At 36.5% G+C, this 9,161-nt stretch carries 7 protein-coding genes; all 7 read left to right on the plus strand.

The genetic code is table 11. The features are described from left to right. Window positions 1-965: ABC transporter permease (locus tag AC1DDX_RS21005; protein WP_477622531.1), on the plus strand; the 965-nt coding region annotated here is incomplete at its 5' end. 5 nt (window positions 966-970) lie between these two features. Next, window positions 971-1,432, plus strand: a complete 462-nt coding sequence (locus AC1DDX_RS21010) for an ABC transporter permease (RefSeq protein WP_477622532.1) — start codon at window positions 971-973, stop codon at window positions 1,430-1,432. A gap of 161 nt (window positions 1,433-1,593) precedes the next feature. Then, window positions 1,594-3,105 carry an FtsX-like permease family protein gene (locus tag AC1DDX_RS21015; RefSeq protein WP_477622533.1) on the plus strand — a complete coding sequence of 504 codons (1,512 nt, stop codon included), beginning with the start codon at window positions 1,594-1,596 and terminating at the stop codon, window positions 3,103-3,105. A 148-nt stretch (window positions 3,106-3,253) separates the two neighbouring features. Further along, a complete protein-coding gene (locus AC1DDX_RS21020) occupies window positions 3,254-5,626 on the plus strand; it encodes an ABC transporter permease (RefSeq protein WP_337715345.1) in 2,373 nt (790 codons plus the stop codon). 17 nt (window positions 5,627-5,643) lie between these two features. After that, window positions 5,644-7,611, plus strand: a complete 1,968-nt coding sequence (locus AC1DDX_RS21025; protein ID WP_477622534.1) for an ABC transporter permease — start codon at window positions 5,644-5,646, stop codon at window positions 7,609-7,611. 14 nt (window positions 7,612-7,625) lie between these two features. Further along, window positions 7,626-7,931: an ABC transporter permease gene (locus AC1DDX_RS21030; protein WP_477622535.1), complete on the plus strand. Its 306-nt coding sequence runs from the start codon at window positions 7,626-7,628 to the stop codon at window positions 7,929-7,931. A gap of 16 nt (window positions 7,932-7,947) precedes the next feature. Then, a partial coding sequence (locus AC1DDX_RS21035; RefSeq protein ID WP_477622536.1) for an ABC transporter permease occupies window positions 7,948-9,161 on the plus strand: 1,214 nt, incomplete at its 3' end.

A 9,161-nucleotide genomic window follows, 5' to 3' on the forward strand; every position in this document is an offset into this window, starting at 1 on the left:
GCACAAGCAAGAATAAATATAATACGATAAAAGAAAAGATATTGCAGGTTCCTGGGATTGAGTCCCTTAGTTTTTGCCAGTMAGCCCCATTATCAAACGATGTAAATTCGACCGATTTCACTTATAACGGAATAAAAAATAAAGATTTTGAATTAAGAACTGTAAGAGCAGATGAAAATTATTTCGAGCTTTTTGACCTTAAGTTAATTGCAGGTAAGATTTTTCTGAAAAGCGATACGGCTAATGGATGTGTGGTGAATGAAACGTTTCTGAAAAAAATTAATGTCACAAATCCTCAGGATGTGATAGGGAAAGTTATAGATGCAAGTGGCAACATCCTACCAATTACCGGCGTAGTTAAAGATTATAATGATAAATCATTAAAAGAAAGTATTTCAGGAATTGCAATTTTTCCTGGGAAACAAGAATACTGGAATGTCGCTATTAAAATAGATGCTAAACAAATTATGCCTGCAATGAAACAGGTAGAAAGAATTTGGAACAGCACTTTTCCAAACGGTATTTATCAGGCAAATTTTGTTAACGACAGAATAAACGGTTATTATGAGAGCGAACAAATAACCGGTGCATTGTTTAAAGTTTTTGCCGGCGTAATTATTTTCATTTCATTTATCGGTTTGTTTGGCTTAATTTCCTTCGTAGCTACGCAAAGAACTCGCGAAGTAGCAATCAGAAAAGTATTAGGTGCTTCAACCATAGAATTAGTGAAAATGTTGAACGGCTCTTTTTTGATTATGGTTTTCATTGCAAATCTAATTGCCTGGCCACTGGCTTATTTATTTGTCAATAAATGGCTGTCTGGTTTTGCCTACCGTATGGATTTAACGATATGGCCTTTTGTATTGGCTATGGGTATCTCGATGCTCACTACCCTAATTACTGTGAGTTTAAGATCATATAAGGCTGCAGTTGCAAATACTATTGACGCACTTAAATACGAATAATCAGCATGTTTAAACTGAACCTCAAAATAGCCCTACGCAACCTTTGGAAAAACAAGGCTTATACAGCAATTAATATTGGTGGACTTGCCATTGCTTTGGCGGCTTTTATATTAGTAATCCTGTATGTTACTTACGAAACCAGCTATGATAAAGATGTGCCGAATTACGACAGAATTTATCAGGTAGGGAGAAGCTTGCCGGATTTTAAAACGGAATATACACCTGCACCGCTGGCCAAATTAATTAAGGATAATTTTCCGGAAGTAGAGGTAGCGGGTAAAATGACTCCTACTTGGTTTGAATTTCCAATCAATACAGAAAAAGGCAGGGTTTATTCAAACAAAGCTTTGTTGATGGATTTTAAAGTTGCTAGAATGCTTAATATTTGGCCGGATGCAAAGTCAGTTGATGAAAAAGACCCGGGATTTCAGATGTATGTCCCTAAATTATTTAGCATTCTAATATAAAGTTTGATATTGTATCGCTCTCAAAGGATATAGGTTTAGATAATAAGGATTACGGTACAAATAATTTTAGAACCTTTATACAGGTTAAAGATGGAGCAAATATCGAGGCACTCCAGCAAAAAATAGATCAGCTGTACAAGACGGAGCTTATTAAAGGCGGTATGACTGCAAATGACCGAAGAATTGCAGGACGTTCTGTTATTTTTCTGGATCCATTAAAGAACCTGCACTTAAGGCCAATGGCAGGCAACGATACTAATTATAAGATTGTAGTTGCATTGTTTGGCTTAGGTACCCTGATTATCATTATTGCCTGTATCAACTTTACAAATCTTACCATTGCTCAGGCTACCAAACGGGCAAAGGAAGTTGGGGTGAAAAAGGTACTGGGGGCTTATCGCTTTAACCTGACGTTCCAGTTCCTTGCAGAGATATTTATGCAATGTTTGCTAGCCTTAATATTAGGGCTTATTCTGGCCGAAATGATGCTTCCTTTGTTTAATAATTTATTTGGTATCCCATTGTCTATATGGCATGGAAATACGGCTCTTTTTGGTCAACTTATATTAATCCTATTAGGAGTTACAGTTATCTCCGGTATTTATCCGGCACTGGTACTTTCCGGTTATAAACCAGCATCAGTTTTAAAGGGCAATATGCAAACCAGTTACAAAACACTTTGGTTGCGGAATTCTCTTTTGGCAGGTCAGTTTGTAATCGCTATCATCTTTATTGCAGGTTTACTGATTGTAAACAATCAGCTAAAATATATGCAGGCTGAGGATAAAGGGTTTAAACCATCACAAGTGGTTTTTATTAAAAATATCCAGTTTTACAATAAGCCTAAAGATTTTGAAAGTGCAAGAAACAAAATAATGAAAATACCTGGAGTGAACAACGTAACTGTAGCTTCAGACATACCAGATGGATCTAAGCCCGGCACTAATAATTACAAATTAGAAAGTAAGGAATTATCAATGGACTTTCTGGATGTGAACTTTGATTACTTTGAAACGCTGGGTATTAAGTTAAAAAGCGGGCGCTTTTTTTCCAGAGATTTTATTGCTGATACAGCCGTTTCGGCAATTTTGAATGAGACTGCAGTGGCACGTTACGGAGTAACTAATCCTGTAGGTAAGGTAATTAGAGGTTGCAATATGGATTATAAAATAGTTGGTGTGGTAAAGGACTTTAAAGCTCAGGGTTTTGAAGCGACTGTAGCACCAACAATATATGCGATAAAGAATCCATGCAATGAAAAGAAAATAAAGATAATGGTAAATATTGACCAAAGTAGTATGACTTCAGCGCTTGCAGCACTTAAGTCGCAATGGTCTGATATTAATACACTTGATGGCGAAGATTTCAGGTATGAATTTTTGGATGAGTTGTATGGTAAGCTGTTTAAAAAACAGGAACAGCTTCAGTCGGTATTTTTCTTTGCAGCAATGCTAACCATATTTATTGCAGTATTGGGGCTCTTTGCATTTTCTGCATTTACAACCAACAATAGAATTAAAGAAATATCTATCAGGAAAATACTTGGAGCTACAGATTTTCAGATGTTTAAAATGCTAAATACCTTTTTCATTGGAATAGTATTGATTGCTAATCTTATTGCCTGGCCCCTTGCTTATGTATTGGCAAAGAAATGGTTAGAAACCTTTGCATAAAGAATAGACATCCCTCTTTTTCCTTTCGTTATTGCAGCATTATTTTCCACGGTTCTTACCGTGCTTACGGTGAGTATTCAGGCCCGAAAGGCGGTGAAAACAAATCCTGCCGATGCATTAAAATATGAATAACCTAAAATAACATACAATGTTCAGACTCAATTTAAAAATAGCTTTAAGAAACCTGTGGAACCATAAAACTTCATCAATAATTAATGTTATTGGTTTAGCAATAGGACTTGCATCATGCCTTTTGTTGCTGCTATATGTATCCTATGAATGGAGTTTTGATAAGCAATTTAAGCGCTCGGAAAATGTTTATCAGGTAATGACCAATTTTGTAGATGCTAAAGGTAACATTAAGGGAACTGTTGATCTAACAAGCAATGCAATAGCCCAGGTTATAAAACAAGAAATTCCAGATGTTGAGGCGATTAGTCGTATCAGTAATAATGGTCAACAGTTAATAGCTAATGGTGAAAATAGTTTTAAAAAAGAATCTAAATATGCTGATCCGGATATTCTTAAAATATTTAATTATGAGTTTATAGCAGGCAATCCGCTTACTGCTTTAAATACACCTAAATCGGTGGTTTTAACCGAAGGAATGGCAAAGTTGTTATTTAAAGATGGTGATGCACTTAACAAATCAGTACGTTATAACAACGAGGCAGATTTAACAGTTACAGGTATTATTAAGGACTTGCCTGGCAATAGCACAAATACATTCGATTTTCTGATGCCATGGTCTTTATTTGAAGCACTATCTGATTGGGTAAAAAGGCCCGATTGGGGCAATTACAACTGGCAAACCGTAGTTCGGGTAAATGAGCAGGCAAACATTCCTTTGATAAATTCAAAGATGAAAGGAATTATAAAAAAGAACAGTAGTTATTCAACAGATGAATCCTTTATATTTAAGTTATCCGATAGACATTTGTTCGGCAAATTTGAGAATGGGAAAAGTGTGGGTGGGGATATTGAACGCATCTATTTATTTGTTGCCTTAGCATTAGGCATTCTGTTTATTGCCTGTATTAATTTTATGAATATGGCAACAGCCAAATCTGAAAGAAGGGCAAAAGAAGTTGGCATTAAAAAAACAATAGGAGCAAGCAGGGCTTCCTTAATTTCTCAATTCCTAACAGAATCGATTTTACTAACTGTTATTAGTGTATTGGTGGCCATTGTATTGGTCGAAATCTTACTCCCAACATTTAATAACCTGCTTAATATAAAACTTAGTATTGATTATTACAGTGCCGGCTATTGGGTTGGTATTACAACTATAATTCTATTAACAGGATTGTTGTCTGGGAGTTATCCTGCATTATATCTTTCATCCTTTAATCCTATACAAACCCTAAAAAGAAAAATTGCAAGAACAAAAATTATCCCTGTTAGTTTGAGGCAGGTACTGGTTATTGGTCAGTTTAGTTTTGCTATTATACTCATTATTGCTACCCTGGTTATTTATAAACAGGTCCAATTTATCAAAGACAGACCGGTAGGTTATGACCTTAACCTTTTGGCCGAGATGCCCCAGGAAGGTGAGCTTGGAGGGAAGTTTGATCTTTTTAAAACAGAGCTATTAAAATCAGGTGCAGTTACAGCTTTATGCCAGTCATCGGGAAGTTTATCTAACAGTGGTTCTAGTTTTTGGAATTTTGAATGGCCTGGAATGACCAAGGCAGATAAGGATGTAATTTTTAATCAAATTGCTACTACCTATGACTTTACCAAAACAAATGGAATACAACTGGTTTCGGGACGTGATTTTTCTAAATCATTTGCTTCAGATACTGCAGCGCTAATGTTGAGCAGCACTGCAGTGAAACTGATGGGACTTAAAAATCCAATTGGTACACCAGTAAAATATCATGGTAATGATTTTACTGTAGTTGGGGTATTCAAGGATTTCATTTGGGGCTCTCCATATTATACCGACCGACCAATGGTAGTTGCTTTTAGTCAGGGATGGGGTGGTCAGATCACCATGCGTCTTAACCCAGATAATAGTTTAACCAAAAATGTTGAGTTGATAACGCAGATAACCAAACAAATAAATCCAGCTTATCCGGTTGATTTGAAGTTTGTTAACGATCTGTATGCCAAAAAGCTACAGGGAGAGAAGGTTCTCGGTATTTTATCAAACTTGTTTGGTGGATTGGCCATATTTATATCCTGCTTAGGGTTATTTGGTTTGGCTGCTTACAGCGCAGAGCAGCGTACTAAAGAGTTTGGTGTACGTAAAGTTCTGGGTGCCTCGGTAGCCAGTATCATGCAGCTGCTATCTGTATCGTTTATGAAAATGATTTTGGTAGCAATTATAATTGGCGTACCCGTTGCCTATTATTTGATGAATAAATGGCTAGGGCATTTTGAGTTCCGCACTGTAATTTCCTGGTGGATTATAGTAGCCGCAATATTTGGTACAAGTGCAGTCGCCTTTTTAACAGTAAGTTTTCAGGCTTATAAAGCTGCAAAAGCTAATCCTGTTGATGCATTAAAATACGAATAACCTTAAACTCAATCATAATGTTTAAACTGAATTTAAAAATTGCATTACGCAACCTTTGGAAAAATAAGGGGTTTACACTTATAAATATTGGTGGCCTGGGTATTGGGTTGGCCAGTTGTATGATCTTATTGCTGTATGTTGCCTATGAATGGAGCTATGATAAGCAATTCACTGATTTCGACAAAACCTATGTTGTTTATAACAATCAGAAAACGCCTACAGAAACTTTCAGTTTTGCGGCTACTCCCGGAGTATTAGCTGTCGAGGCAAAACAAACGGTTCCTGGGATAGAAAAGATTGCAAGGTTAGATTATCCAACTGATAGGTTAATCACTTATAAACAAAACAGCTTTAAAAAAGGAAGTGTCTTTGTAGATGCAGACTTCACCAAGATATTCGATCTGAAGGTGCTTAAAGGAAACCCTTCAGAATTTTTGAAGAATCCTAATTCCATAGTGCTTACAGAAACACTTGCAAAAAGTCTTTTTGGAGATGAGGATCCTTTGAATAAGACTCTGAAGCTTGATAATAGTGAAGAGTTAAAAGTAGAAGGGGTTGTTGCTGATGTGCCAAAGAACAGCAGCATTCAATATGAATTTCTGATGCCATGGGCATTGTACGAAAAACTAAATCAGTGGACAAAAGATGCATCCTGGGGTACTAATTTTTGTTTAACGTTTGTTCAGTTTAAAGACAATTCTTTCTTCGAAAATGCCAATAAACAGTTTCATGGAATGATCAAATCTCATGATAAAACCAGCAATGGTGAGCTTTTTTTATACCCACTATCTAAATGGCATTTGTATAGCACATTTGAAAATGGCTTGCCTGTTGGTGGTAAAATTGACCAGCTGAAAATCTTCTTTTTACTTGCCTTTTGCATCCTCCTAATTGCCTGTGTAAACTTTATGAATCTATCTACTGCCCGCTCTGAGAAAAGAGCTAAAGAGGTTGGGGTACGTAAAGCCATTGGTTCGAGCAGGAAGGCCCTGGTAGGGCAATTTATGATGGAATCAATGCTTATGGCCTTAATGAGTATGCTTATAGCCTTTGTATTGATAGAGATTAGTTTGCCTTATTTTAACAGCATAATAGGTATTCAATTGTCAATTGATTACAGCAATTGGCAATTTTGGGGTACGCTATTCAGTTTAACAGTTTTAACCGGTTTGCTGTCGGGCAGTTATCCAGCATTTTATCTTTCATCTTTTGCCCCAATTAAAGTGCTTAAGGGATTTACCTTATCAGGAAGTTCTTCATTGTCTGTTCGCAAGGGATTGGTGGTTTTCCAGTTTGTATTTGCAGCCTGTTTAATTGTTTGCACCATCGTTATCTATCAACAATTGAATTACATTAAAAATAAGCCAATTGGATACAATAAAAATAACCTGATAGAAATTCCTATACAGGGGAATTTGAAAACTCCGGCTAAAAGAGAAATACTTAAAGACCAATTGCTGAAATCGGGTGCCGTAACATCAGTAACTAGTTTCTCGCAAAGGCTAACAGCTGGTGGCAATAATGGATATGATGTAAGGTGGCCAGGTAAAAATCTAAATGATAAGATCCTGATAAATTTTAGGTTTACAAACTATGACCTGGTTAAAACAACAGGTATGGAGCTGGTTGATGGCCGAGATTTTAGCCCTCAGTTTGCCGACTCAACAAATGTTTTGATTAATGAGGCTCTTGCTAAAATTATGGGGATGACTAAGCCTGTTGGCAGTAAGATAAAATGGGGAAATACTGACATAACTATTATTGGAGTGCTTAAGGATTATGTGATGGAATCTCCATATCAAAAGGCAAACCCTGTTTTGATTGCCATGAATGATAATCCGGCAAGATATATTATAGTGCGTTTAAATCCGGATCAAAATGTTAGTACCTCGGTGGCCACTATAGATAATACCGTAAAGAAACTTAACCCTGAATACCCTGTAGACAGAACATTTGTAGATGATTCTTTTGAAGGTAAGTATTAGGGTTGGCTCTTTATATGGCAGAACAGCGTAAAAAAGAAATCAGCATCCGTAAAGTTTTAGGTGCCAGTAATCTTAATATTCTTACACTCTTAAATAAAGATTTTATAAAGTTGGTGGCCATAGCCAATGTAATTGCGTTTCCGCTAGCCTATATCATTATTAATAAGTGGCTGTCTGGATATGAATTTAAAGTGTCTATTTCCCCTTTACCTTTTGCAATAGCAGCAATTCTATCACTTATTATAGCCGTTCTAACTGTAAGTGCACAGTCGGTAAAAGTGGCAAAAGCAAACCCAATTGATGCCTTGAAGTACGAATAACCTAAACTCGATCAAAATGTTTAAACTCAATCTCAAAATCGCATTAAGAAACCTTTGGAAAAACAAAGTTTACACATTGATTAATGTGGGTGGCCTGGCAATTGGTTTGGCAAGTTGTATGGTATTGCTGATTTACATTGCTTACGAGTGGAGTTACGACAAGCAGTTTAAGAACTATGATAAAACCTATGTGGTATATAATAATTCCAAAGCAAATACGCAGGTATTTAGCTGGGCGTGGACACCAGGTCTTATGGCCAATGAGGTGAAAGAAAAAATACCTGGAGTTGCTTATGCTTCGCATTCTACATATCCTAATGATCAATTAATTAGTAATGGGGAAAAGAAGTTCAAAAAAAGTGCAGTTTACAGTGAGCCTTCTTTCCTAAAAATATTAGATTATAAATTTATAAAGGGGAATCCTGATAAGGTGTTAAGAGAGGTCAATTCGGTGGTCCTTACAGAAACTATGGCAAAGAATCTATTTGGCGACGAAGATCCAATTAATAGAAGCGTAAAATTTAACAACAAATACATACTAAAAGTAGAAGCAGTTATTGAAGATATTCCAGCAAATAATAGCATCAGATTCGATTTTTTAATGCCATGGGCGCTGTATGCCGATCAAAACCCATGGGTGAAAAATGCAGGTTGGGGTGGCAATTTCTGTTTAACACTGGTACAATTACAAGACAACAGTTTTTTCGAAAAAGCGAATGGGCTAATGAAGGGGATTTATTCCCGGAATTCAAAGGACGCTATGGGTGAGGCACTGCTTCATCCATTAGCAAAATGGCATTTATATAGTGATTTTGACAATGGAAAATCGGTAGGTGGCAAAATTGATCAGATCAAAATCTTTTTTATTCTTGCATTCTGCATTCTTTTAATTGCATGCGTCAATTTTATGAATCTTTCTACCGCCAGATCAGAGAAAAGAGGGAAAGAAGTTGGCGTACGCAAAGCAATAGGTTCGTCCAGGAAATCGCTCATTGGCCAGTTTATGACGGAGTCTATGTTGCTTGCAATAATGGGTATGGTTATCTCCTTTGTTTTAATAGAGGTCAGTTTGCCCTATTTTAATGGACTTTTAAATATTCAACTAGCTATAAATTATCACGACTGGAAGTTTTGGGTAGCGTTACTCAGCTTAACTTTAACAACAGGTTTTATTGCCGGAAGCTATCCGGCCTTTTATCTGTCCTCTTTTGAGYCGGTTAAGGTGTTAAA

This window comes from Pedobacter sp. 10L46_2, from assembly GCF_056395165.1.